Annotated in this window: 18 protein-coding genes; 11 read left to right on the forward strand and 7 right to left on the reverse strand. The window is 56.5% G+C overall.

Annotated features, from left to right (window positions below; all coding sequences use genetic code 11):
* The first annotated feature begins 58 nt into the window (after positions 1-58).
* On the forward strand, positions 59-3,310 hold the full coding sequence (locus Fuma_RS10475; protein WP_145944093.1) for a HEAT repeat domain-containing protein: 3,252 nt from the start codon (positions 59-61) through the stop codon (positions 3,308-3,310).
* Positions 3,311-3,477: 167 nt separating this feature from the next.
* Entirely contained in the window at positions 3,478-4,431 is a 954-nt protein-coding gene (locus tag Fuma_RS10480) for a lysophospholipid acyltransferase family protein (protein ID WP_077024096.1), read from the forward strand.
* A 5-nt stretch (positions 4,432-4,436) separates the two neighbouring features.
* Here Fuma_RS10480 and eboE read toward each other — a convergent pair whose 3' ends face one another.
* The gene (eboE, locus tag Fuma_RS10485) at positions 4,437-5,618 is read right to left on the reverse strand and encodes a metabolite traffic protein EboE (protein ID WP_077028220.1); all 1,182 of its coding nucleotides are present in this window, start codon (positions 5,616-5,618) and stop codon (positions 4,437-4,439) included.
* A gap of 228 nt (positions 5,619-5,846) precedes the next feature.
* Here eboE and Fuma_RS10490 point away from each other — a divergent pair, with 228 nt between their 5' ends.
* The 3 genes from Fuma_RS10490 to Fuma_RS10500 are packed head-to-tail and all read left to right on the forward strand — an operon-like array spanning position 5,847 to position 6,936.
* Entirely contained in the window at positions 5,847-6,119 is a 273-nt protein-coding gene (locus Fuma_RS10490; protein ID WP_077024097.1) for a WXG100 family type VII secretion target, read from the forward strand.
* Positions 6,120-6,130: 11 nt separating this feature from the next.
* The gene (locus tag Fuma_RS10495; protein WP_077024098.1) at positions 6,131-6,691 is read left to right on the forward strand and encodes a hypothetical protein; all 561 of its coding nucleotides are present in this window, start codon (positions 6,131-6,133) and stop codon (positions 6,689-6,691) included.
* Positions 6,688-6,936 (forward strand): hypothetical protein, encoded by a 249-nt coding sequence (locus tag Fuma_RS10500; protein ID WP_077024099.1) that lies wholly within the window; start codon positions 6,688-6,690, stop codon positions 6,934-6,936. Before Fuma_RS10495 ends, Fuma_RS10500 begins: the two co-directional genes overlap by 4 nt.
* A gap of 251 nt (positions 6,937-7,187) precedes the next feature.
* Here Fuma_RS10500 and Fuma_RS10505 read toward each other — a convergent pair whose 3' ends face one another.
* The 3 genes from Fuma_RS10505 to Fuma_RS10515 form a co-directional block, all read right to left on the reverse strand.
* Complete coding sequence (locus tag Fuma_RS10505; protein WP_077024100.1) at positions 7,188-9,110, reverse strand: LysM peptidoglycan-binding domain-containing protein; 1,923 nt, start codon at positions 9,108-9,110, stop codon at positions 7,188-7,190.
* Positions 9,107-9,994, reverse strand: coding sequence for a 16S rRNA (cytosine(1402)-N(4))-methyltransferase RsmH (rsmH, locus tag Fuma_RS10510; RefSeq protein ID WP_077024101.1), 888 nt, complete (start codon positions 9,992-9,994; stop codon positions 9,107-9,109). Before rsmH ends, Fuma_RS10505 begins: the two co-directional genes overlap by 4 nt.
* Before the next feature lie 193 nt (positions 9,995-10,187).
* Entirely contained in the window at positions 10,188-13,502 is a 3,315-nt protein-coding gene (locus Fuma_RS10515) for a YCF48-related protein (RefSeq protein ID WP_158520934.1), read from the reverse strand.
* A gap of 526 nt (positions 13,503-14,028) precedes the next feature.
* Between Fuma_RS10515 and Fuma_RS35225 the strand changes: the two genes are divergently transcribed.
* The 5 genes from Fuma_RS35225 to rlmN all read left to right on the forward strand — a co-directional run bounded on the left by Fuma_RS35225 (position 14,029) and on the right by rlmN (position 19,072).
* Complete coding sequence (locus Fuma_RS35225) at positions 14,029-14,682, forward strand: OmpH/Skp family outer membrane protein (protein WP_158520935.1); 654 nt, start codon at positions 14,029-14,031, stop codon at positions 14,680-14,682.
* Between the two features lie 125 nt (positions 14,683-14,807).
* Complete coding sequence (locus tag Fuma_RS10525; RefSeq protein ID WP_158520936.1) at positions 14,808-15,758, forward strand: UDP-3-O-acyl-N-acetylglucosamine deacetylase; 951 nt, start codon at positions 14,808-14,810, stop codon at positions 15,756-15,758.
* A gap of 150 nt (positions 15,759-15,908) precedes the next feature.
* Positions 15,909-16,760: an acyl-ACP--UDP-N-acetylglucosamine O-acyltransferase gene (gene lpxA, locus Fuma_RS10530; protein ID WP_077024104.1), complete on the forward strand. Its 852-nt coding sequence runs from the start codon at positions 15,909-15,911 to the stop codon at positions 16,758-16,760.
* Complete coding sequence (locus tag Fuma_RS10535; RefSeq protein ID WP_083731949.1) at positions 16,757-17,836, forward strand: Gfo/Idh/MocA family protein; 1,080 nt, start codon at positions 16,757-16,759, stop codon at positions 17,834-17,836. Before lpxA ends, Fuma_RS10535 begins: the two co-directional genes overlap by 4 nt.
* 126 nt (positions 17,837-17,962) lie before the next feature.
* Positions 17,963-19,072 carry a dual-specificity RNA methyltransferase RlmN gene (gene rlmN, locus Fuma_RS10540; RefSeq protein ID WP_083731950.1) on the forward strand — a complete coding sequence of 370 codons (1,110 nt, stop codon included), beginning with the start codon at positions 17,963-17,965 and terminating at the stop codon, positions 19,070-19,072.
* Positions 19,073-19,086: 14 nt separating this feature from the next.
* Here rlmN and Fuma_RS10545 read toward each other — a convergent pair whose 3' ends face one another.
* The 3 genes from Fuma_RS10545 to Fuma_RS10555 all read right to left on the reverse strand — a co-directional run bounded on the left by Fuma_RS10545 (position 19,087) and on the right by Fuma_RS10555 (position 24,043).
* Complete coding sequence (locus Fuma_RS10545; RefSeq protein ID WP_145944095.1) at positions 19,087-21,111, reverse strand: hypothetical protein; 2,025 nt, start codon at positions 21,109-21,111, stop codon at positions 19,087-19,089.
* A 227-nt stretch (positions 21,112-21,338) separates the two neighbouring features.
* The gene (locus tag Fuma_RS10550) at positions 21,339-23,108 is read right to left on the reverse strand and encodes a hypothetical protein (protein ID WP_077024107.1); all 1,770 of its coding nucleotides are present in this window, start codon (positions 23,106-23,108) and stop codon (positions 21,339-21,341) included.
* Entirely contained in the window at positions 23,105-24,043 is a 939-nt protein-coding gene (locus Fuma_RS10555) for an ABC transporter ATP-binding protein (protein WP_077024108.1), read from the reverse strand. The genes Fuma_RS10550 and Fuma_RS10555 overlap by 4 nt, the downstream gene beginning before the upstream one ends.
* Positions 24,044-24,225: 182 nt before the next feature.
* On the opposite strand from Fuma_RS10555, the gene Fuma_RS10560 reads away from it, so the two are divergent.
* Positions 24,226-24,831, forward strand: a complete 606-nt coding sequence (locus tag Fuma_RS10560) for a hypothetical protein (RefSeq protein ID WP_077024109.1) — start codon at positions 24,226-24,228, stop codon at positions 24,829-24,831.
* Positions 24,832-25,175 lie beyond the last annotated feature (344 nt).

Consider the following 25,175-nt stretch of genomic DNA (forward strand, 5'->3'; position numbering starts at 1 on the left):
TGCAGAGAACAGCGCTAATCGCCCCCATAACGACAAACTTCATTCGGATATCGACATCATGCACAAACTGATTTTTGCTACCTTCATGACTTTGTGCCTTACCAAGACAGTCTATGCGGACGAACCAGCGGGTCGTCAACAAGGCAATTCAGCAGCGCTGGATCGAATACCACTGGCAGCACTCTGTGCCGACGCTTTCGAGTTGTCGCGGCAGCGGCACCTGAATACGGCTTACCATACGCCGTGGCAAATCATGCAGATGCTGTACGGCGTTGGTCCGGAGTTCCAGCTCCGCGACGGCGGCGAAGTAGTTTCCGGTCTCTCGTGGATTAGTGCGGGGCCAAAGTTCGAGGGGAAGGCGTGGTTCGAAGTCACTGAGCACGGCGGTCGTGTCCATCCCTCTTCAAGACCGTATGGATTTGAAGTCTTCCCCAACCAGTTTCTGGCGGCGTTCGCGATCGCGGGCGTCAAGCGATCCCAAGTTCTTAAAACGGATGGAGACTCCATCACCGTGGGCGATTGCGTAAATCAAGCACAGTTCACCGTCGACGCTAAGCAAAATCTAATCTGGACGCTGATGGCTCTGAGCCACTATCTCCCCGCGGGTGCGACGTGGGAAAACAAAGCTGGGGAAGTGTGGAGTATTGAACGTGTAGCGGAGCAGGTCTCGAGGTCACTGCTGTCAGGCCAGGAACGCGGTCTCGGGCCACAGGAGCTAGTGGCTTTGGCGTTCGCGAAACGTTATCAGCCAGACGAGGTTCTCGCGGGTTCCCCTACGTGGAAAGCGATTACGGCGCAGATTGACTCCAAAATCGACGGTCTAAACCAATCCCATCACCCGGGTGGTTCCGTCGTTAACCGGGACGTGCTTCTTGAGCGGCTTGCCGACACAGGGCATGCAGCAGAATTCGTGATGTACGCGGCTTCTAAAGCTGACCGGAAAGAAGAATGGTTTCAGCAGGTCATTCGCAACGCAGCGCAAGCGCTGGTGGATTCCGAATCGAAACATCTGCCGACGTCTGGGTTGATTCATAACGTGGCGGCGGTGCGAATGTTTTTGGTAGGCGCGATTCCTGCGACTGCCAAGCCAGCGACAGATGACGCCGGTCAATCCACTTCCAGCGGACAATCAGTTTCGAAGAACAACGGTTTGCGAAAGGCTTCACCTGCCGACGCCGTGGAAGCTGATGCTAGTCAATCGAAGGTCGACCAGAGACCACTACCTCAAGCACAGGCTTCCGGCTGGGACAAACTGCGACTCCAATTGGTGGACGGAGAAATCGAACTGCTGGATCTTATCAACGAGCACGGTGAACAGCATCCTTCCGTCGTTGGATTCAAGAAGCGGCTGCAAATCCTAAAGGAAAACCTGGCGAAACATGATGCGGACCAGTCCCCGGCTTCACAGCAGTCGCCGGACGCGGTCGAAGATTTTCTGAAACTGGAACTCGTGAAATTGGAAATCCAGAAATCGTCGTTGATGGAAAAACTCGGAGCAGAACACCCCATCATGATCAGGAAGTCGAAGCAAGTTAAGCTGCTGAAGGAAAAGCTGGCGGAGCACGCCGCACACCACGAGGATCTGCAACTGCAGGCTTTGATTGACCGCAAGTATGAACAGCCGAATATAGCGGCAGAAGGCGATCAGACACATCGCGACGCCACTCGGAAAGAACTGATCAGTGAGCTGGCCAAAGTCGAATCTGACCTTGCCGCTCAGAGTAAACAGTACGGCGAGAAGCATCCCAGCATTCAAGATCTTAAACAACGAGCGGCCGCTCTGCGTGCGGCTTTGGCCGCTGCGGGAAACCAAACAGCAAATGAAAAGAACGAAGCTGGACAACAGCGTGTGCCAGATTCAGCCAGCAGTATTCAGGCAGCGTACGAACAGGCCATGCTGTATATGTCGAGTTCAGATCGAGGTGCTAAGAGTTTCGTTCCTCCGGCGGACCGCAAGTTCGCGGAACGAAAGCGAGATCTGTTCGAAGTCACATTTCGTGAGACCGAGCAGGAAAGCCTCGCGGCCGCAGCGGCCTACCGTGCCGAGGCCGCTCAGAAGTCCCCGGACGCCGACGCCCTGAAGAACCTTCAGAGGCGTTTGCAAATGGCGGTTAAGAAGTCGTTTGAAGCTCAATCACGATTTCAGGAAGCTCGGCTGCACCTCGCTGAACTGGAGCTTAAGACCGTGAAAGCCAGGCTGGAACTCAGAAAGGCACTGTCCAAACAGGTGATCGAACGCCGGGTTGAAGAACTGAAAGTAGGTACCGAGTTGTCATGGCAAATGACGGAAAACTCTAACGGGACTGAACGTGCTGCTACCGTTGATGCAGTTCCCAATTACGTAAAGTCTGCTAAGGAAGTCCCAAAGCAGGATACCCAGAAGTTGCTGGAAGACTGGCTGAAGGATGCTCGTCCTTTGGGTGACGATGCGGATGCGAAACGGGATTCGACCATTGAGCAGATCCGGGAGGCGTTGAATTCTGAACAGCACAGTCTGCAGATCGTCGCCGCGACGGCATTGGCTCAACTGGGCGACGTGAAGTTCGACAAGAAACAGTTTCGGCCTCGGATTTTGGAATTGTGTCGTTCTAACAATGCAGAAGTGCAGCGTTGGGCCTTCTACGCTTTACTGAACAACGAACGTCAGGACGGTGATCTTGCTCTGCTGCAGGAAGTGATGGCGGAACCGGTTTCCGGACGACTGGCTGAATCCGCATCTCATCTGCTGCAGTCGTTTGACAAAGGCGTGATCCGAGGCAAGTCGGAAGTGATCGTACTGCGATTGCTGAATTCTTCCGACAAGAGCCTTCGTCGAGAAGTTTTACGAGGCCTTTGGGGAGCGAAGTACGGGGAGAAGATTACCAATCGTGTAATCGAACTGGTCGACAACAAAGAATCGCATCACGACGCCATTTACTACGCATTGTCGACATCGCCGGAAAAAACGCCCGCCGCGATCGACAAGCTGATTGAAGTGTTGAGCGATCCCGACTGGAACAACTGGGGCCGAGCGATCTGGGGGATGGGGTATGGCGTGCCGGAAGACCAGCAGACGAAAGTGGCGGCCGCAATGCTGCAAATGTATGAACTCCGCAGCGACCCAAAAACGCGAGGCAAGTGCGAACGGCTGGTCCGTGTGTACGGCGATGCGAAGCAGATTAAGAAGCTGGAAACGCTGACCGGGAATTCTACCTCTGCCGTTAACAAGCCGAAAGAAGGGGCCGCAACGACGGAACCGCAGCCGGACCAGAAGGACAAACTGCCTGACGAGAAAGTGGAGAATCAGGTGATTGATGAGAGTGATTCCTGAACCACGGATAGACACGGATTCAGGACGCAACGAAAATCTGCGGCCATCTGTGTTCGTCAGTGGCTCTTTTCCGTTGTGCCCGCCTCAGATCGAACTGGCTGCTGAAGCCCTCATCGCCTAAAATCAGGTTTCTCTTCCTGCCGCGAATTAACAGCCACCAAACTCGCATGGATGCAAAGCGAATTAGATATCGGATGGAATACGCGTTCTTCTGCGCGATTCTGTTTATCTTGCGAAGCCTGCCAGTGTCGACGTCGGTCCGTCTGGGCAACTTTGTCGCGTGGTGCGTGCACAGCGTTGTGCCTCGACGGATGACTCGCTACGAAGTAGCCGCGGGCAATATTCGCACGGCGTTCGGCGAAGATCTGCCGGAAGACCAAGTCGACAAAATCATCCTCGGAATGTGGCAGCACCTGGCGAAGATGGTGATTGAAGTTGTCCAGATGGAACGCCGGGTCCGGCTGTACAACTGTGGCGACGTGATGAGATTCAGCGGTCGCAACCAGGGCGTCGCGGCGGCGGTGTCAGGTCGACCAATTCTGTTTTTGGGTGGACATTTCGGGAACTGGGAAGTGAGCGTCAACACGTTCGGTGACTTCGGTTTTCCGATGGGTGTGGTCGCTCGAGATTTAGACAACCCGTGGCTGCATCAGTGGTTCAAACGGTTTCGGGAATCGACTGGAAGCTGGATCATTTCCAAAAGTGGTGCCACAACAGAACTGGTAGCCGCAATGGAAGCGGGCCGCAACGCAACTTTGCTGGGCGATCAGGACGCCGGTCGTCGCGGCGTCTTTGTCGACTTCTTCGGCAAACCGGCCTCCACCTTCAAATCCATCGCGTTGTTGGCTTTGCAGCATGACGCCATTATCGTTGTCGGCGGCGCATGGCGGTTGCCTCATGAAGAACAATATGGCAGTCGCTGGGTACAATTCGATTTAACGACAGAAGCCGTGATCGATAGTCGTGACTTCCAGACTGCCGACGCGGTGCCGGAGATGACTCAGGCATACACATGTGCGATTGAAGCGATGATCCGTCGAGCTCCCGAGCAGTACTTCTGGGTACACCGACGCTGGAAGACACCAGTAAATGCGAAACGCCGCAAACGCGTTGCCGCGTAGTTCTTCTAGCTCAAGTCGCTCAACAGCCGATACGCTGATTCCAGTTCCTGAGTGATCTGATCCGCCAGCGATTGCTGTTCGACGCCGGAATCTGGCATCACGGGCCATGTGTACGTTTCCACTTCCAGATGTGGTGCGTAATCCAGCGTCTGGATTTTTCTGAGAGCCGCTTTCAGGTCGCGCCGCGTCGTGTTCAGCGGTCCCAGAGTGTCGGCGAAGACAGGGACGTGGAAGTGAACCCGCCACGTATCGGCCTGCAGAAACTTGTCCGGCGGCAAACGATTGATGTCCTCGGTCAGCAAATCCGGGCGATACAGCACTCGACCATCCGGCATTTTTCCATACGTCTGATGCAAATAACGAGGTTCCACAAAATCACACAACGCCGCCAGCCCGGCCGGATTGTTGTGAGGTTCTTCCAGTTCCACAGCGTTGGTGATATGCACCTTGTTGATGCGAATGCCGTTGCTAACAACCAGTTCAATCGATTCCGCCACATCTTCAAACACCACGGCCTGATGACACACGTCAAAGCACAGGCCAATGAAAGTTTGAACGGTTTCCAGACAGCCGAGCGCTTCGGCCATCTCGAACAGCATGTGGAAAATGGGGACTGTGGTTTCCGCTGTAAATGATAGCTGACACATCGGTTCAGGTTCGATTGCCAACCTAATCATGCGCCCCGTTTTGTCGTGCAGGTCTTTCAGGAACTTGGCCGTTTCAATCAGGTTGTGACAGCAGGTTGCGTAAAAGTCGCGACCGCCCGAGTTCATGTTGCCGCCTAACGGCACGGTGGAAATGCTGCCTTCGGCGGTTTCCGGGATCAGCTTTGCCAGGATCTTTGCACAGTCACACGTGTACTTCATGCGGTCGGTCGATGCCCAGTCCGGAAGATAAACCTGTTCTTTCACTCGTTCAGAATGGAAGTCACCATACGGAAACGCATTCAGCGTGTAGCACACAAGATCGTGCTGCCACAGCGTTTGGCCAAGTCGTTCCAGTTCGCTTTCGGTCTTCAACAATTCCGAAGCCACGCCGCGCGACAGCCACAATCCTGCGGCCATCGGGCTGTTCAATTGTTGCCGGACCGTGGCCGTATGTTCGACCAGCCCATCCACAACCTCATCGACCGTGCGGCCCGGATGTACGTTGGTGCAATAGCTTAGCGGGAGTGTTGAAAAGGCCATAAATATTACTTCAAATGCAAACCGAGGTGTTCTGTGTTCGACGGTGGACGATAGCGAACAACGGCCGCGTTGAGAATCCGTCGGGCCGCTGGCGACGGGTTCGACCACAAATCCGGTGCAATTTTGAGGGTTGCCTGGTTTCGTTCTGAATTTTGGCGTAAAGCGGAGGGAAGAATCCGTTAAGTTAGGCGGACACCAAAGCGAACACCACGCACTCAGGAATTCATAATGAATCAGGCCATCGTCGATCCCGCCGAACTACGCCGCTTCGCTCAAACATTGCGACGTTTTAACGAGGAACTCAATGACAAGTCCGCTGCCATCGCCGGGCAGCTAAACGCACTCGGGCAGACGTGGCGTGATAAAGAGCACCTGAAATTTTCTGAGGACTTTTCAGGCAACATGAAGGCACTGGGCCGGTTTGTGGAATCCAACGAAAGCTACATTCCGTACCTGATGCGGAAGGCTCAACTGATCGAAGAATATCTGCAACAGCAGTAGTCGGAGTAACCATGCCGGAATCTGCCAACGTACGATCTGTTGACGCCATCAAACGATTTCAGGCCGCCGTCCTGCAGTTTCAGGAGGACGCTCGGCAGTGCGTGACTGCATTGGAACTGCAGCTTCACAGAATGATCGGCTGGCTGGAACGCGATCGGCCCGGGTTCTGGAAGCGCGAAATCGAAAACTGCTACCGCGAAATGGGCGAAGCGAGAATCCGCTTGCACCGCTGCAAGATGCGACGGGTGGGCGACTTTCGACCAACGTGCTACGAAGAAGGGAAAGCGGTCGAAAAGGCTAAGAAAGATCTTGAGTTCGCTCAAAAACAGGTGCCGGTGATCAAGTTCTGGCACTCCAACGCACAACACGAAGCCAACGAATACCACGGCCGCACATCGCAGCTTACTCAGATTCTGGAACGAGAGATTCCGCAACTGTTGGCTCTGCTACAGGCCGCCGTCACGCAACTTGAAGCGTATGGCAACGTTCAGTTGCCGGATGCAAAAGTGGCCCCCGTCTACAAATCCGCCGCCGAAGAACCCGAATCGACTGAAGAAGGAGACGTCGAATGAAGAACGCCGACTTTCTATCCCCCGCCGCGCGGCTTGAGGATTCGCTGAAACAGTTGGAAAAGGCGTGGAGCGATACGAAAGAAGAATGGTCGGACCCGGTCAGCCGCCGCGTCGAAGATCAATACCTGCTTCCGCTGAAGTCCCAGATTCGAGCGATGATGGACACGGTCGAAAAGCTGTCCGGCGTGATGGCGAAAGCCGAACGGCAATGCTCGCATCCTCGCGAACTTCATTCCGGCCTGTAGATTGCAGCGTGTTTGGGGTGGAACTGGACTTCGTCGCTTGACTCGATCGGGCGCGCGGCAGCCAGTTTTGTGTGGCGAAATGGGCAGCTCGGAATAGCTCCCCAGCAATGTGAGCACTATTACTCAAAGTGTGGCAGGGGGTGGACTGAGTGAAGCGAAGGAACCCCCGAGGTTTCACTCGCGCCTCGCTCCAACCTTCGCCACACAACAGGGCGTTGGATCGCGGAGCGATCCACGACATTGAGTCGCCGCTACGGCGCGATGTTGACGGCCGTTGCGTCATCTGGCATCGCTAGCACGGTTCCCGGTTTCAGGCGGTTGGGGTCTGTCATTCGCTGCTGATTCATCCGGTAGATCTCCATCCAGCGAGACGCTCGGCCAAGGTGCTTCTGCGAAATTTCAGACAGCGTTTCCTTTTCGCCAACTCGGTAGGCCGGTTTGCCATCCTTCTGCAGAAAGAAGCCGCGTGGCTTCGTTTCCTTTTGCTGGAACTCACGGAACAGTTCCGGATACTTCTCTTCCAACCGCTTGGGGTCGGGGATGAGCACCTTCATACCGGGTCGAATCTTTTTCGGGTCTTTGATCCGATGCTGGTTGAACAATGCCAATGCCGAAAAGTACCGAGCCGTACCATACATGCGTTTGGAAATGGTCCAGTAGTTGTCGTTGTGCTTAACGACGCAAATGTCACAGTCTTCTGACGACGCAGCGACCTGGCGGATTCCGTTTTCGTACGCGTACTGAGCCATCCCGAACTGCGGTTGCGGTGCAGCCGTCGGTAGGGGAGCGGGTTCGTCAGACGGAATCTCCACGGGCGCGAACATGAACGCAGGGTCTGACGCCATGCTGTTTTCGTCGGCCGCGGTCTTTGGTTGACTGGCGGTGGTCGGCGTCGCGTCCTGCGATTGGCTGGGTGACGTTTGAACGAGCGTTTGTGTCTGCGTGTCGCGGTCGAATCGGTTGTCGCCGCCGAATTGTCGCGTATCAGATGCGGGCTCAGAACGTTGGTACGGCTGAGGATCCGGATCAATCTTCATCGGCGTCGGATCCGGTGTCACGACCAAAGCCGGGCGTTCCACTGACGAAGTTTTGTCGCTGGTTGGCGAGGCATCCGTTTTGGCCGCTGACGATGCGGCAGCTTCTTCAAACAGATTGACGTCTGGCTTTGGTTCAGCAAACGCAACCATCGGCGAATCCTGTAACGTTGGCTGTGCAGGTTCGTCGGTGCCTGCAAAAGAGGGCAACGCTGTTGCTTCGTTATCCAGCGTGTCGAACGCCGGTTCTGGTGCCGTCGGCAAAGGTGGCAGCTCGCGAGACCGCGACACGGAAGCGGCCGGTGGTAGCCCCTGAACCTTCGCTACAGTTGTTTCTTCCGGCTGCGCGGACGGTGCCGGTGGTTCTTCAGCCGCATCGAAGCTTGGAAACAGGTCGCCCATCGCCACATCATCGGTCTTCACCGGAGCAGAATTCTGTTTGGGATCGGCGACGGCTACGTCCCGGCTGGGAGGCGTTTCATCGGCCGCATCGAAAGACGGGAACAGAGGCGCCGATGGCTGGGCTTCAGTCGTGGCAGCAGCCGCGAATGGGTCTGACTGGTCAGGAGCCGGTATGTTGGCTGCCAGAGCTTGTTCGCTGTGAAAAGGTTTCGGCGGCTCAGCAGTTGTCGGAAACGGCTGTGGAGTCGTTTCTTCGCGTGCGCTGTTCTTAGCGGCAAGCACGGCAAACGGATCTTCCGTTGGCTGAGGCGTCGGGATGACCTCGTCGCTGGCGACCATCGCTGACGACTGATCGGCGGTAACATCGTATGGCGGTGAAGTGGGTTCGCTGAGATCAAACAGAGGAGCGTCCTGCTGCGGCGCAGTGCTGTCAGCAACCGAAGCGGCCACGGTTGACGGCGTTTCGTCTACCGCTCGCCAGGCTCCGCTGTCCGGATTCGCTTCCTGCACCTCAAGCATAGCAGAAGCGGGTGCAAGCTCCGTCGGGCCTGCTTGCGCAGGATTCTTGCCCTCGATGTTCGCCTGCAACAACGCTCGCTGTTTGAGGTCAAACTTGTGGTAGACAAGGAACCCGAAGGCGCACACGAGGATCACGATAACGGCCATGCCCATTTTGGCTTCGACCGCCATTCCCCCTTTTCCAGCTTCAAAGCCCCATTCTTCGTCCCGCTTTTTCATGGATGCTTTCGCGTCGCCGCTCGCAGTTTTGCCGAGCGACTTCGGGGATTCAGCCGGATCTCGGCGGGTGTGGCTTCGATCGGAGTTTTCGTTAGAGGCTGCCATTGTTGCTGTCCTTTGAACGCCGACTTAACAATGCGATCTTCCAGAGAATGAAAAGTCAGAATCACAGCGATACCGTCCGGTTTCAAAATGGACGGAAGCACCGAATTCATCATGTCCTGTACATGTTTGAGTTCATCGTTGACCGCAATCCGCAACGCCTGAAACGCGCGGGTTGCCGGGTTTCGACTGCCGGCCGCACCACGAGGGATCGCGGAACGAATGCAGTCTTCAAGGTCCTGAGTTGTCGTGATGCGATTGGTTGATTTCCGCCGACAGACCTCGTCGGCAATTTGGCGAGCGAATTTTTCTTCGCCGAAGTCGGTCAGTATTTGAGCGATTTTTGCCTGGTCAGATGTTTGCAAGAGTTCCGCCGCCGTTTGGCCGCGTGAGGTATCGAACCTCATATCCAATGGTCCGCCCGCATCAAAGCCGAAGCCACGTTCGCGGTCGGAAAGTTGATCCGAAGACAAACCGAGATCCAACAGAACTCGGTCAACGCCCTCAACACCGGCTTCCGCCAGAAGTTCCTGAGCGTTTGTGTATGACGAATGAAAAAGGGTGACGTTATCTTCCGGCAGTTTTTCGCGAGCGAACTGCAGCATCATGGGGTCGCGATCAAAACCAAACAGCCGTCCGGCCGATCCGATTTTTTCGACGATCTTTGAGCTGTGTCCGGCCGCTCCAACAGTTCCATCCAGCACCGTCAGACCGTCCGAAAGCTGCAGATAGTGCAACACTTCGCGAGGCATCACGGGAACGTGAACGGACCTTGAAGACATAGATAGGATGACCGTCCGGTGTACCCGGCGATCACAGTGAGGAGAGGAGAATGGAGAGAGGAAAATTCGACGAGGAGAGCGGCAGCGTAATCTTTAACTCAATTTGCGCGAAGACGTATTTACGCGTGAGTTGCTGTTTGCCATTGGCCGATCAACCGGCAAATCCTGCCGCAAAACGTCGAGCGGACGCTGCCTAGCGCTGCCGTTTGTTTCGAATGAACCTCAGCAAACCGAATCCCTGAGTGCTGTCGTTGCCAGCGTCCGGGTCAGGGTTCACCAGCGACTGTTCAAGCACACCGGGAACAAGGCGTTGAATGCGGATCGCCCACAAATCGCCAGCCGAAATCGGGAGTTGCCGAAGCTCGGCCTGAGGAATCGCCAGCTCAAAACGCCACACGGTTTCGTCAGCCTGCTCAGCAACAAACCATTCCGGATTCCACGACGTCGCGCGCCAGCAGCGTTCACTGGTCTGGCCCGCTTCGTCAATCGTGAATTCATACGCGGAGGTAAAATCGCGATCGGCGTCGAACGAAACCTTCACGCGGTCTCGCAACTTGTGATCCGTGTCGTGGTGACGGGCAATCGATTTGTCGAGCTGATTACTGTGTCCGTCGAGCAACTCAATTCGCCCCGCGACGTACAAGTGGTCCTCATCCCACGCCAGCATAATCAGACAGTCGGACTTTGCGTCTGATGAATCCGTTCTGTCCGCCAGATGCAGTTCGAAGGCTTCCTGCCAGCACAGTTCCGTGATGTCACCATCCAGCACCGGCTTCGACAGGATCTTAGGAAGATTGATGACAGGGACCGGCGTTTGGTTTGCGCCATGAGTCGACTGCAACTCGGCCCGCGCCAGTAGTGCATACAATCCATCGCCCGCCGCGGCCTTCGACAGAACCGTGCTGTTGTCGCCCAATGTGCCTCGCCGGCGAACGTTGGCTGCGTGACGCAGCAGCGTGCGGGGTGAAGTCGCGCGATTGGGAGCCAGCGTGTAAAGCAATTGCAAAGCGGCGTCAGCGTTGCGGTCCCAGGCCTCGTCGATCGCCGCCGTAGCGCGGCCGTTGCTTTTGGGGAGTCGCACGCCCTGCCCCAGCCGTTCGTCTGCCTGCAGAATTAGCCCTTTCCGAGGCACCGGGTTGTTATCGTTTTGCAATGTCGCTGACGATGTGACAGAGATTCCCGGAATTCTTTCCAGTGCCTGCTGCCCGAAGTCTTCTCGGTCGACAAGCAAACTCGTGTCGCCTTCACGCCGTCGAAGAAATCGAAGTTCTTCGGACGAATAGAATTGAAAAAGCAGCTCTGCCGCGTCGGCAGATTCCGGCGCCTCGGGAAAACGCCGCGTGATTTCTCTGAGTACAGCAATTTGCCCTTCCAGGTTTTCCAGCGATTCGTACAGCGACGCCAGGTGCTGCAATTGTTGCAGGGCAAGTCTCGCAGGCAGGTTTCGGCCCAGAGTCTGCAGGTCGGCAATTAGACTTAGCGGTGTTTCGGCCGACGCCAAATGGCCTTTTAACGCGGCTCGCTTGGTGCGATCCTGCTGAGCGATTTGCTGCCATTGTTCCTGCTGTTCGGGGGAGATTAACGCCGTCCGACGACGTGCGTCCGATCCTGGAGTGTGCATCACGCCAGCCAGAAGATGAGACGGCGTAGCGGCGGCTTGCCCGTTCTCAATCACAGCGTACGCGACGGTGGTGGACTGGTTGGCTGCGGAATCTGCATCAATCGCATCGGACAGTTCGGCGGCGGCTTCGCAGTATTCCGCGACGAGGTCTGACGTGGTGCCGAGATTCTCCAGCAGCGAATCGCCGGCAAAATTTAGTGGCGATGTGTCTGCACCAGTGAGCTTGACCACCGTGCGTGACACTGACCATTTTCGCAGCCCAACCTGATCCAGAATCGCTCCGCGCGGATTTGCGCCGGCCGCGATCGCAGTGGCGGGCTCCAGAGCCTGCAGCCAAATTTTGGCGACTTCGTCTGTGTCGGAAGATCGATCGATGCAGATCGCGTCCGGTCGCCAAATCCGAATCAGCTGAGCCAGTCGCTGCGGCAGAATTTCAGTTAACCGACCGTCCGTTTGCATTCCCCACGTCTTCAGTAGTTCGGGTTGCACTTGGTGCTGCATAGGCTGAGTTCGCGAGAACATCCAGTCCTGCGAAAACACGTTCGCCCCGGCCATCGGCAAGGCAATTCGTAGCCGGTCGGCGGCCACTGAATCGTCGATTCCGTCCCGTGGCAAGCTGGCGGACGGTTGGACAACCACCGACCGAAATCCCTGATCGCCACTGATATTAGTCAGCATGCGAAACGAAGTGTCATTCACATCCGTCGCCAGGCACAGCACGGCTGCTCGATAATTGCCGTTCCGCGTGGCAGACCATGTGAGACCGGCGTCGTTTGAACGTTGGATGACACCAAACGCTCCAACGGCCAGAACAGTCGACTTCCCGACAAACCGAATTCGGTTAATGGGTGCAGAACTGGTGAGTTGCCGAAATTTCCAGGAAGCACCTCCGTCTGCGCTGTGCAGAACAACGCTGCCCGGACTTCCGGCAACGCAAACATTGAGGCCGTCGTGATCGACGGTGCGGCAGTCGAATACATCGTTGAGCGCTGGGGCCAATCTTCCCACGGGCGGCGGCCATGTGACACCGCCGTCCATCGTGGTCCGCAGCAGCCCGCCATCGCCGACCATCCATCCGGATCCGTCAGAAGAAAGACTCGCGTCGCGGCGACGTCTCAACGTGCGTTGTGGCTGGCGCAACGTGATGACTCGGTCACCAACGACCGAACCGGCGGCGTCCCCGAGTCCCACGACGATCCCGTCGTTCGGTGAGAAGAAGGCGGCACTTTGCCAGCGTGTTGAGTTTTGTTCGCTGGACAAGGCATTCCATGTTCGTCCCCCGTCCGCGGTTCGCAGCACCAGCGAACCTGAGTTGGCAACGTCAGGCATCGCAATCGCGACGGCGTGTTGCAGATCGAAGTATTTGACGAACGAAATCGGCGGCAACGAATCTGCGGGGATCACACCAACTGCCGTTCCAACATTGGCGTTCCCATTCGATGAAGGTGCGCCGAGCACGGTCCACGATTCGCCTCCATCACGAGTCGTCAGCAGCACGCCAACGTGTTGTTTCTGGAACGCGTCGAACCGTGAACCCGCGACGAAACCGATCTGATTGGTCAAAAAGCATACACTCGTGAGACTACATTCCGCGGGCACGAGTGCCGTTTTCCATGTGGCGCCGGCATCGTTACTGCGAACAATGACGCCTCGTTCACCAACAGCCCAGCAATCGCTACCGATCCCGCAAACGTCATTCAGCGAGGCGTCGTCGGCAATGTGTTCCGTTCGAGCAACCGGGCCGGAATAAAACGGTGTCGGAGCCGGATCATGTGTTCGCACGGCATGAGCAGGGGAAGTCTCACCAAGCTGCGCCACGGTACGCACGTTGGGACTCAGCAGGCAAAAACAAATTGCGAAAGCGAGGCGGCCGTTCCACAGCTTCATGGTTCCATCCCATTCATTGTTCTGCCAAAGGCAGCGAATCCTGCCGGCAATGCACCTGCACCGCTGCGAGGTCGCTTCCATGCGATATTGTTTGGACACGCAGCACTTGAAATCGCATTGACGGACATTCCATTCGCAGCAAGGGGCAACTGATTGCCAGCTGGTGTCCTGCAGCCGTCACTGCTTATTGCCGCGGCCAGTTTATTGCCGAGACCTGTCAAAACAGAGTTTGAACTGCCTTTCGGCGACACGGGCAAGCTATCACATACGAGGAAATCGCTGGAGACGAATCTTCAACCTCGCAGAATGTGCCGATTCGCGAGTCGCCGCCACGATTAGCGGACAAATTTGCCATCAGGAGGGGGCAGAGATCTTGACCAGACAGGCCGCGTCTGGGACATTTCGGCTGCGTCCAAAAATTGTGGCCGCACCCCATCTGAAATCTCACCTCAAAGAACTCACAAAGCATTTTGCGTTCAAACGCCCCACGGATCGGGGCTGCAACCGGCAAAGGAGTGCCCATCCCGTGAAAAAACTCATTCTCTCGCTGCTCGCCCTCGCGGTCATTGCTACGACATCGACCGCCACTGTTCAGGCGCAGACCGCCGCCAAGACGCCACATCGCATTGGCGTGATCGACATGGCTCATGTCTTCCAGAACTACAAAAAGTTCGAAGCACTGCGCACCGATCTGCAGGCGGAAATTGTCAAAAGTGACGCCGAAGCCAAAAAGATGGTAGAACGCCTGCAGCAGATGCAGACCGAAATGAAAAAGTACGACGCCGGTGGGCCTCAGTACGAAACAGCAGAAAAGAACATTCTGGATCAGAAGGGCAAGTTCGATTCCTTCCGAGCCAGCACGCAGCGTCAGCTTGCTCGCCGCGAATCTGAAATGTTCAAAGTGATCTACACAGACGTCACTGCTGCTGTGACCGCTTACGCAAAGCATGCGGAATTCGACCACATCCTGCGATTCAATCGCAAGGGCATCGACGACACGACCAATCCTCAGGACGCTGTGCAGACAATGAACAAAACGTTCATCTACACGACTCCTGAAAACGACATCACGGATGTTGTGCTGAACTACCTGAACCAGCAGTACGAAAAGTCACCTGGCTACAAGCCGGTTCCAGCCAAGGCTGTTTCTAACTCTGGCGGAACGCCAATTCGGAAATAGTGCCGTCTGTGTCGCAGACCAATGGCCTGCCGACCAAACCTGACGGCTGAATCCAGTCCGACAGCGACTCCCCACCTGTGGGAGTCGCGTGTCGGCTTTTGCATGTTCCAGCGGAAAACAGACCTGTGTCAGTGATCGAAGCCGAATCTTCGCAACACACTCACGCCGATTCTCAGTCGACGTTAAGAATCCCCACGCTTCGGCGCTACCAGAATACGGTTAGCAAGCCGGTTGAATTCCGTGGGCTGAGCCTGTTTCACGGATACGACGCGACGGCCAGGCTAATTCCCGCGCCTGCGAACACGGGGATTGTGTTTCGCAGAACTGATCTGGTCGATCGGCCAGACATCCCAGCCACCACCGACTTTCTGGTTCGAGAACCACGTCGCACTGTTTTGGCTTCGACGCCGGACTGCCGAATCGAAACAACCGAACATCTGATGGCCGCACTGGCCGGATTACAAATCGACAACGTTATCGTCGAAGTTACATGCCCCGAACTTCCTGCGTATGACGGTTCGTGCCGAGCATTTTGTGACGGAATTCTGGACGCTGGTATTGAAGGTCAGGACCACGGCGCCGCCATCGTGCAGGTGGATGACGTCTACACCGTCCGTAGCTCAAACCGCAAACAAACTCTCACTGTGCGGCCTTATCTATTTCCCTGCACGGCAATTACTTACCACTTCGACTACGGAGTGCGGTCGCTGGTCCCACCGCAGCAACTGTCCGTCGAAATCACCCCCGCCTTCTTCTATCACGAAATCTCGCCAGCCAGAACATTCGTGCTGGAATCCGAAGTCAGTGCTCTGAAAAAGCTGGGCTACGGCAAACACCTTACAACAAAGGACCTTGTGGTAATCGGCCAGGATGGCCCAATTGACAATCCGTTGCGCTGGTCCGATGAGGGCGTTCGGCACAAAATACTGGATTGCGTCGGCGATCTGGCGTTAAATGGTTCGGGTTTTTACGGCCACGTGACAGCATCTCGCAGTGGCCACGAATTAAATCACGAAATGGCGAAAGTCCTGTCGATGATGGGGAAGAGCAATTCTCTATTGTCTAAGGCAGCGTAGTGCTTTGTTTGCATCAGAACTTGGGCTAAGCATGCAGTCAACGCAACATGCACGCATCAGCCCGTGACAAATGGTTTGAAAAAGCACTGACAACTTGGCGAACCGAACGGATTCGATTCGCCAGATAATACACCGATCAGGATGATCACCATGGAACCACAGATTTCGCCTCTTTCTCAGGTCGATCCTTCCGCCAGACTTGGAAAGGGAGTCGTTGTTGGTCCATTTTGTCTGGTCGGCCCCAACGTCACTGTTGGCGACTTCACAGAACTCACCAGCCACGTCGTATTGACGGGCCGCACCACGCTCGGGTGCCACAACAAACTTTATCCCGGCTGCGTCATCGGCGGTGAGCCTCAGGATATCAGTTATCAGGATTCCGAAACGGAAGTCCACATCGGCGACCACAACATCTTCCGCGAAGGTGTGACGGTTAATCGCGGTGCCGAAAAAGAAGACTGCGTGACTCGCATAGGCAATCGCAACATGCTGATGGCGAACGCCCATGTCGCTCATAACTGCCGTATTTACGACGACGTGATTCTGGTGAATGGTGTGCTGCTGGGCGGGCACGTTCACGTGCAGGATCGAGCCATCGTCTCCGGCAACACCGTCGTGCATCACTTCAGTACGATTGGTCGGCTTAGCTTTGTGAGTGGCGGTTGCCGAGTGCCCCACGACATTCCGCCCTTCATGCTGGCGGCAGGCAGCGACAATCCGACTCTGAAAACAATCAACATCGTCGGAATGCGTCGAGCCGGAATTTCTGAACACGCCATCGAAGTGGTACGCACAGCGTTTCGCATGCTGTACCGCAAACGAAAAACGCTGGCTGAAGTGGCCGCTCACTTCGACGAAACGCTGGACGGAATATTGCCGCTCGAATTATCTCAACTGTTGAACTTCATTGAAGCTCAGCGAGCCGGCCGACTTGGTCGAGCACGCGAAGCGGTTCGCCGCACCCCACCTCAGGACAACGCAGACGAGCGAAAAGCAGCATGACTTCACCCAAAATCGCTTCCTTCCAAACACCTACCCTGCGAATGGCTGTTGTCGGCGTCGGGTCACTCGGCCAACACCACGCTCGCAAACTGGCAAACGCCTCGGACGTCGATCTGATTGGCGTTGTCGACCCGGCTGAGGTTCCGGGCCGCAAGCTGGCTGAAGAACTTGGGACGGAGTGGTTTCCGACGGCCGCAGGTCTGCATCGGCAAGTTGACGGCGTCGTCATTGCCGCCCCGACAATCTACCACGTCGACGCGGCCACTGACTTTCTGGAAGCGGGCATCGCGACGTTCATCGAAAAGCCGCTGGCAGCGACAGTCGAACAGGCTGAATCACTGTGGCAACTGGCCGCTCGACACGATGCTCTGCTGCAGGTCGGTCACATCGAACGCTTCAACCCGGCCTACACAGAAGCGAAAGAACGCTGCGGGCATCCACTGTACATTCGAGCTCAACGCGTCGCCCCGTACACGTTTCGGTCGACCGATATCGGCGTCGTGCACGACCTGATGATTCACGACATCGATCTGGCCCTCGACCTGACCGGCGAAATGCCGTCGGACGTCGACGCCTTTGGTGCTGTTGGCATTGGGCCTCACGAAGACATGGCGGTCGCTCGCCTGAAGATGCCTTCCGGAACCATTGTCGATATTACCTCCAGTCGAATGAGTCCCGAAGCGGAACGCAGTTTGATGCTATGGGGAACGACGGGCTGCGTGCAGGCGGATCTGCAAACTCGAACCGTCCGTCATTGGCAGGCTCAGGGGCAGTTCCGTTCCAACCCGGCTCTTGTCCACGCCATTGCCGCTGCGACGTCCGATCCGCGAACGCTGAAGGACCAGGTATTCGGCCAGTGGATCGCGGCAGAAGAAGTGCAGGCCGATTCGTCGGATGCCATGAGCCTTGAGCTGGAAGACTTCAAAGCCGCCATTCGCGGTCAGCACGCACCTCGAGTCGGCGGCAAAGAAGCTGTGGACGCGATGGTCGTGGCCGATCAGGTTTTGCAGTCGTTGCAGGTGTGGTCGTACCAGAATGCAGCGGCCACCGGGCAGTCTGCTCGCCGAGCGGCATAGGCCTGGGCGATGGGAACAGGAGTCTGCAAGGGTACTCACTGGTCCCATTGGCTGGATTCTCCACCGAAAATAGCTCCCGCCCCTCATCGATCCTGCTAACGCGGCGGAACACGCTACAATCCCGGCATGACTGCCGAAACGCCGCAACTGAACATTATTTCCGACACCAGCGACCGCCTGCGCCCGATTTTGGACGTACCGGAAAGTGAGTTGCTGGCGTGGCTGGCGGCGGCTGGGGAAAAGAAGTTCCGAGCCAAACAGATCCGGAAATGGCTGATCGAACGCCGCATCACGTCCTTTGACGAAATGACGGATCTGTCCGCGGCTCTGCGAACGAAACTGGCAGCTGAGTTCTCGTTCTCCAGTTTCGACCAGGTCGGCCACCAGATTGCCAGCGACCAAACGGAAAAGCTGCTGCTAAAGCTGCACGACGGCGAACTGGTCGAATGTGTCCTCATGCGAGACCCCGGGCGTCGCACCGTTTGCATTAGCACTCAGGTCGGCTGCGCGATGGGGTGCGTCTTCTGCGCCAGCGGGCTGCTGGGTGTGAAGCGAGACCTGACTCAAACCGAAATTTTCGAACAGGTCCTCGTCCTGCACCGTCTGATGAAGGACGACGAAAAGATCACCAACCTTGTCGTCATGGGTATCGGCGAACCGTTCGCGAACTACGGCAACTTAATGCGAGCGTTGAACTTTCTGACGGATGAAAACGGATTCGGCCTGGGAGCTCGCCGCGTCACTGTTTCCACCGTCGGCATCCCGAAACGTATTCGTCAGTTTGCCGACTGCGGCAAAGCCTTCAACCTGGCCGTTTCGCTACACGCGCCCAACGAAAAATTGCGCAGTGAAATCGTGCCGGTCAACAAGGGCACCGGGTTGCGTGAGATTCTGGCCGCGGCGGACGAATTCTTCAGCAAGACGGGGCGGCGAGTGTCCTACGAATACGTGTTGATGTCCGGAATCAATGACCAGCCGGAGCACGCCGAGGAACTGGCCAAGCTGCTGCGCGGCCGCAACGCTCACGTGAATCTGATCCCGATGAACGGCGTCAACGAACTAATAATGACGGCGCCCGGCGACCCGATGACACGCAAGTTCCAACAGATTCTGGATCATCGAGGCATCGCCACGACCGTCCGAAAACGCAAAGGCGCGGATATTGACGCCGCATGCGGCCAGCTACGGCTGAACCGTAGCGGCGATGCGACAGCGAACGAGGCGGCGACAGTCTAGACGGCGACGGCGATTCACAGTTGGGCTTTCAACGAATCGGGCAGATCTTCGGACGGCACTTCCTGAACGAATACATGCAGTTCGTCGCGAGGTACGAAATCGCTGCGGGTCTCATCGACATTCAGGGATTGTGACGTGTCGATGCGACCAACCAGCCTTGCCTCAAGATTGCCTTCTCGCGAAACGGCAGGCAGTGTCATCTGGCCAGCATACCAGGTCGAAATGCGCGAACGGTCATTCTGATAAAGCCGAAAGCTTGCCGCGCTAGAGTGTCGGTACTCGGCACCCGCTTCCAGGTTTGCTATCGGCAGGGTGTGGTAAAATTCAAACGGCACTGGTGAGCCCGCTTGCGATTGTTGGATCAGGTTGCCGAAGCGGTCGACTTGGTAACTATTGGTCTCCTGAACGGACGCTTCTTCCGATGGGGCTGGACGAGCGAAACCCAAAACCAAGGTGCAATCGGAAACTCGAAACGGTAGGTGGTTCACGATTGTTACTTCGATCGTGCCAACAGGTATCGGCATCTCAGTTTTCGGCAGTTCAACAGCCAGCGGGTTCGGCTGGAATTCAATCGTGATGTCCATCGGCCGCATCTGAGGATCGAAGCCAGTCGCATACAGCTGCCGTCGTCCCCACGGCGTCATTGGGACGTTGATCTGATAAGTGTTCTCGACGTCACGCACCAGGTTGGGCTGCCATGTGAAGGCCGGAAAACCAGGACTGGCGGGACTCCAACGGTAGTGGTACTGCTGCACTCGTCCGGTGAACTGCAGGTCCGGTCGGTTGCCGGTGATGGCCATCTTCGTGTTCCGCCCGCCCGCTGATTCAGCTGTCAGCTTTGCCATTTGTACCACGCCACCAGCGCCGGCCTGAGTGACTGAGAAAACATTCACGTCGCCGGAACTCATTCGAAGCATGCCGCCCAGCGACCCGGCCGCTACGGAGGCCACCACCACGATGCCGATCGTGTAGGCGGCGATGCGGCGTCGAGGCTGTCGGAACATCGCCAGAACGACCAGCCCCGAAAACAGCGTGTAGAGACAAAAGAAGCCGACCACCAGAAACCGATTCCGGACCGCTCGCCCCTGGTCGCGCCGATAACTTGTTGTGTGGCCGGACGCGACAAGCGTTGTGATATGATTGCGCGAAAGTCGCGCGATCGTGTCTGCGATCTGTTGCCGTGTCGCCGCTCCGTCGTCTCGAAACAGCTGACCTGTGTATTGGTGTATCGACCCCAGTCCCATTCGCCGAACAGCGAAGTGCTTTTGCTGCAGGATTGGTTCCGCACTTAAAGGAGTTGAATTCGTCAGCTGCTGGATCACATCGTTGGAATCTTCGTGAGCGAAAACCGCACCGCCCATGCAGACCCATTCCGCGATCGCTCGCCACTGCCCCTGGTTGATGTCCTGCAGTGGAGTGTCTTCCGGAAAGATCATCGCCTGAACCGCCGTTAACGGCGCATGGTGGACGGGGATCTGCCACGATTTTGCCTGCAGGTACTGCACAGGACGGCCAGATTCGGCAGCAATCTCCTGAGACGACAACACTCGCCGTTCCACCTCAGCTGGCAACTCCGGAAAGGATGGCTTTCGACTGCTGTCGTTGATCACCAGGGCGAAATTCTTGCTGGTGTCAAATTCCAATCCGGTCGTCAGCGGCAATTCACGTCGCCATAGAACTCGGTTGCCGGACCGAAATTCGGCCAGACAGCTGCTCCAGTCTTCCAGGCCCTGCACCGAGCTAAAGCTGCGCGTTGCGCCTTCGCTGAGATAGATTTCGCCGAGATCCGCTTCTGTACCATTCCAGGGATCTCGCAGCACCAGCCGTCCTTCGATGACGGTGTTTGAAAAGTTGCTTAGCAGAAACGACACAGGGACCGGCATCATGCGGTCGACCGTTCCTTCCCAACCAGCCGTCGCTTCGACAACAAGAGTGGGCGTATCAACGTCGGCATCGTCTCGATTGCGTTGAGCGAACGCCGACGGAGCAGCCTGCGCCATGAACAGAATCGCGACGACCACAAAGCTCGCCCGCAACACATTCCACCTCCCCGCAGCGCAGCGTAGGGGGAGGTCGGACGAACGAAGCAAAGTCCGGGAGGGGGTGCCGCTGCGTTGCGCGGCGCTGACGTCCAATGTATGTTGCGCGGACGGCCCTCCCCCGAGCATCGCTTCGCTTGCTCGCCGCCTCCCGCAATGAATTGCGGGAGGGGTGGTTGGTGTGCTGTCGCGGTGTATTGCGGCAGCGAGCATGCGGCGAACCTTCATCACGTGGCCTCCTGATACAACCGCCGCACGCGCCGCCCATGCCAGCGGATGGCGAACAACAGCAGCACCAACAGCACGCCGTGAGCCATGTAGAACGGTAGCGTTGATGTGCCGACCAGGATCTGTCGTCCGAATTCGTGGAACAAATCGAGTATCAGTGCAAACGGAGAGATCAGCATGAACGGCGGCCCCCATGGCATCTCCCATGGCCCCTGCCGGAACTCAAACACTTGAGCCACCGACATCACAATGAACAACGGAGCGATGCAGCACACGGCCACATAGACAGCGGCCGACGCCATAAAGCCCACTGTCCGCATCCACGTCGACAGGCAAGCCAAACGATGGATGGCATATAGCACGAAGCCCGCGACCAAAAGCACCATGGTTGACTGAATGGATATGCTGGCAAGGTCGAGCGTTTCCTGTGGGTAGCCCATCAGACCGTGGGGAAAAACCGTGAAACCATTCGGAACGGCCGCAAAGTGTTCAAACAACTGCGGCGTATAGATCGCTGCAATTGCCGACACAATCGCGAAGGCGACGTAGCACACGGTGTCCAGCGTCGCGACCTCGGCCGTCTTGCCACGTACGACTGGTATTCTCAGGAACGTGGAATTCTTCGGATGTGAAAATACGAGCATCGCCAACGCCAAACCCACTCCGTGGATCACCTGGCACACGACATGAAAGCCATATCCGAACCGGCGACTTGCCAAACCACCGCCGAAGTTTGTCACCATCCACCAAATAAACAATGAGAACCCTGCAAAGCAGCCGAGCGACAAAACAAGCATTCCCACCAGCCCGACGCCCCAACGAATCAAGCCTTCCATTCGGCGAAATCGCTCGCTGCGGTTTTCGTAGAAGAACGCAATTTCCGAAGGCCGTTGGATGTGCAGTCGCAGTCGAAACCATCGCTTTCGTTTGCTGTCGCCCGCTCGAACAACTTCGCCGAACGTGCTGTTTTCCTGAATGATGCCGTACAGCGGTCCCAGATAAATCGCGAACACGGAAAAGCAAATCACCACTGTCATGCCAGCCGCACACGACAGGAAGACGGGAAGAAAACCGGTCGTGATTTCGTTCTGAAAATAGGGCACCGACCGATAAACCGGATGAATCAGTGCTGGAAACGGAGTCACAATAAACGGCTGAATCGGCAGCGGCGCGAACCCGAATCCGCCCAGGATGGCCGCGCAGCCAATCACCAGCCCCGCTGCCAGAATGTCGTTCATGTACAGCGACACCCACAGCGTCACCACAGCCAACGCCATGCAGTACAGCCACACAAGGAACAGCCCTGCCAGAAACGTTCCGAAGTCGACTCCGCCTAAAGTGAGACTCAACACGAGATACGGCTGCAGCAGAAACAGGATCAGGCACAGAAACAAATTCTGAGATGTCGCTTTGCCGATCACGAATCGCAGCGGCGATATACCGCTTAACACGATCTGATCAAAATAGCGTCCGACTCGCGGCCCCAGAAACACGCCCATCAATCGCAACGGAATTAGAAACGTCGCGAACGCGGCCGCACCGCCCAGCAGCGCCAGCGCGAGTAACTGACCGAATTCCACGTTCTCCGTCAGCATCCGGAAGTCGCGGTCGTCCGGGTCCAGCATCAGAGGCAGCACTAAGAACAAGACGGCCCCGTTTAGCAGTAAAGCCGTGACACCGATCGTAAACGCCGACACAAGGTTGGCTCGATCGCGCCCATAGGTCGGGCTATCCTGAAATAACACCAGAAAGCTGCGCAACGCGTTCATGTGACTTTTCCCGCCGTGGAACGCATGAAGATTTCTTCCAGGTTGGGAGCGTCCTCCGCGAACTGCAGAATGCGAATGTCATGCTGCAGCAATTCCGCCAGTACGAAGTTTCCGGTCGGCTCATCGGTATCGATCACCAAAAACTGCTCGCGCAGCTCGCAACTTTTCACGCCATCAAGCGACCGCAAAACTGAAATAGCCAAATCACGCTGTTCCGGCAGCACTCGAACTTTGATGACTCGCTGAGCCGCGCCGTAGTGCGATCGCAGGGAATCGAGGTTGCCGTCGAGTACCAGGCGCCCGGCTTCCATGATGCCGATTTGGTCGCTGATTTCTTCAATGTCGGGCAGAATGTGCGAACTAATGATGATGGTCTTTCCCATCGACGCCAGTTCTCGCACGATGGCTCGAAGTTCGGTGCGTGCTCGAGGATCAAGGCCGCTGGCGGGTTCGTCCAGGACCAGCAATTGAGGATCATGCAGCAGCGTTTTGGCCAGCAGCAATCGCTGACGGTTGCCGGTCGACAGCCCCTTCACCATGACTTCTTCGCGGCCGTTTAGATCGGTGAGCGTACAGACGTCGCCAATTCTGCGTTGGCGTTCGGTTTTGGGAATGCCGTACATGCAGCCGAAGTACTCAAGGTATTCGCCGATGTTCAGATTGCGTGGGCTGCCGAATTCAGCAGGCATGAAGCCAAGCTGCATTCTGACGGCGCGAGGCGACGTTCGGACGGATGTTCCGTGAATACGAATATCGCCGCTGTCGGGCTTGGCCAGCGAAGAAATCAGCCGCAGCAGAGTCGTCTTGCCCGCTCCGTTGGGACCGATCAACCCCAACGTCTGACCTTGCTCAACGCGCAGGCTTACGTGACTGACGGCGACGAGATTGTCGAACGTTTTCGTGACATCATCAATTTCGACGACGGCGCTGGTCAAATGGGTTCCGTCACTAAGTAGATTTGAGGAAGTGCCCCTGAAAGCACGGTGGTCAGTCTACTCGTCCGCCGCGTTCGCCGTCAAAGAACTGGCATGTGCTTGCAGCCAGGGGTGAAACTGTTTTAACTGCGAATCCATGCTCGTGGTCCCACGCTGTTCCTGCCACTGCCGCGGATAGTTCGATGGACGAAGAAAATCCTTATGCTGTTTCCGCAGAATGCATGGGCAAAGGTGAGAGTGACACCAGCACCAACGATCCGTACTCGTTTCAGGTTGTCGGCAACGCGGTCGTTTGCGGGCGCGAGGTCATCTTGCCTTCGATTTGTCCGCTCACCAGCGACACCGAAGATCTGGTGCCCGCATCAGTGACGGCTGAGTATGCGATTTTTAGCCTCGTGATCAGGCAGCGGTCCTGCCGTGTCATCTATTGGCTATCCCGTCAAACGCGCCGCAAGCAGCGATGGACGAAGGCGGGCTTCCTGGTGCTGTTCTGGGTCGGAATCGCAAGCATGTTTGTCGGCATCCCACTCGAAAGCCCCGACGTTCCGCTGAACACAGTGCTGGGAATCATATGCATCTTCGCCTCCGTTGTCGGGCTGCGCAGAACTGGGATACGCTTGCATGTGGCTCGCTACGAAGCCCCAAACACGTATTGGATCTCCGGATTCCCCAAAGCCTACGTCGCGCTTCTCGCCCATTGCGATTCGCTGATCAGCTCCGCACAAGAGTCAAAGCCATTCGCCATGCGACCGGAAAACGTCGCGCAGTTCGATGACGAAAACGGGTAGTGGATCGCCACCACATTTGGCTCGGCAGCGACGGAGGAGAGCGCCCTATTTGGTGCAAAGTGCCTGTTGTGGCGATTTCTGAATTCCTGAGCGAACGAATCGAACATTCTTCGTTGTAAGAAATTCAATTGTGCACGATCAATTTCACAGACCGGCGAAGTTCCCGACGAACACATTTTATGCGGCGATGCGTTGATTTGTTGGTCAGAAGTGGCGGGTGCGGTCGTGTCGCGTCGATTATCCGACCAGTTCCGAATCCGTAAACTGGACGATCGAGGAAATCCTTGACTGGACAGTTTGTCATTCCCCTAATAATAACAAGGGGACGGGATTTTCGGTCACGA

The sequence above is a fragment of the Fuerstiella marisgermanici genome (genome assembly GCF_001983935.1).
GTDB lineage: Bacteria > Planctomycetota > Planctomycetia > Planctomycetales > Planctomycetaceae > Fuerstiella > Fuerstiella marisgermanici.